The sequence below is a fragment of the Citrobacter sp. VF227 genome (assembly GCF_052950715.1).
Map to the genome: position 1 here is coordinate 1 of NZ_JBRFVF010000363.1, position 475 is coordinate 475.

Genomic DNA, 475 nt, shown 5'->3' on the forward strand with positions numbered 1-475 from the left:
TCCTGAACCCGGACGGCGCGCCGCTGGCGTCCTGCGCGGCGGAGTTCCTCGCCGCGCCACGGGACGGGGCGGGCCCTCTCGACTGGCAGGCGGAGGCGCTTCTCACCGACGACGATGGCGCGGCGGGCTCGCGGGCCATGATCGAGGATATCCATCTCCTGATCGAAGCCCTCGCGCGCGCGGCTGCCGCCAACCCGGAGCAGGCTGTCCGGGTCGTGACGGGCGGCGGTTCCGATCCGCGGGCACAGGCGATGCACGCGGCGCTGGCGCGGCTCAACGGCGCGCCGGCGGGGTCTCCGCCCCATCTGCCCGAACTGGTGACGAAGGAGATCGTCGCGCGCGGCGGGCAGGAGACGCGCCATCCGGACGGCGGCGATCTCCGCTTCTCGATCTACCTGCCCATGCCGGGCTTCCGGTTTGTCGGCTACTCGGCGGACCGGAACGAGACGCTGTGCACGCTGATCGGCAAGAACTC

Annotated in this window: 1 protein-coding gene; it reads left to right on the plus strand. The window is 72.6% G+C overall.

Going from position 1 to position 475, the window contains the following annotated elements:
• Positions 1–475, plus strand: a 475-nt coding sequence (locus ACU8YC_RS26765) for a hypothetical protein (protein WP_446896229.1), incomplete at both ends; no start/stop codon positions are given.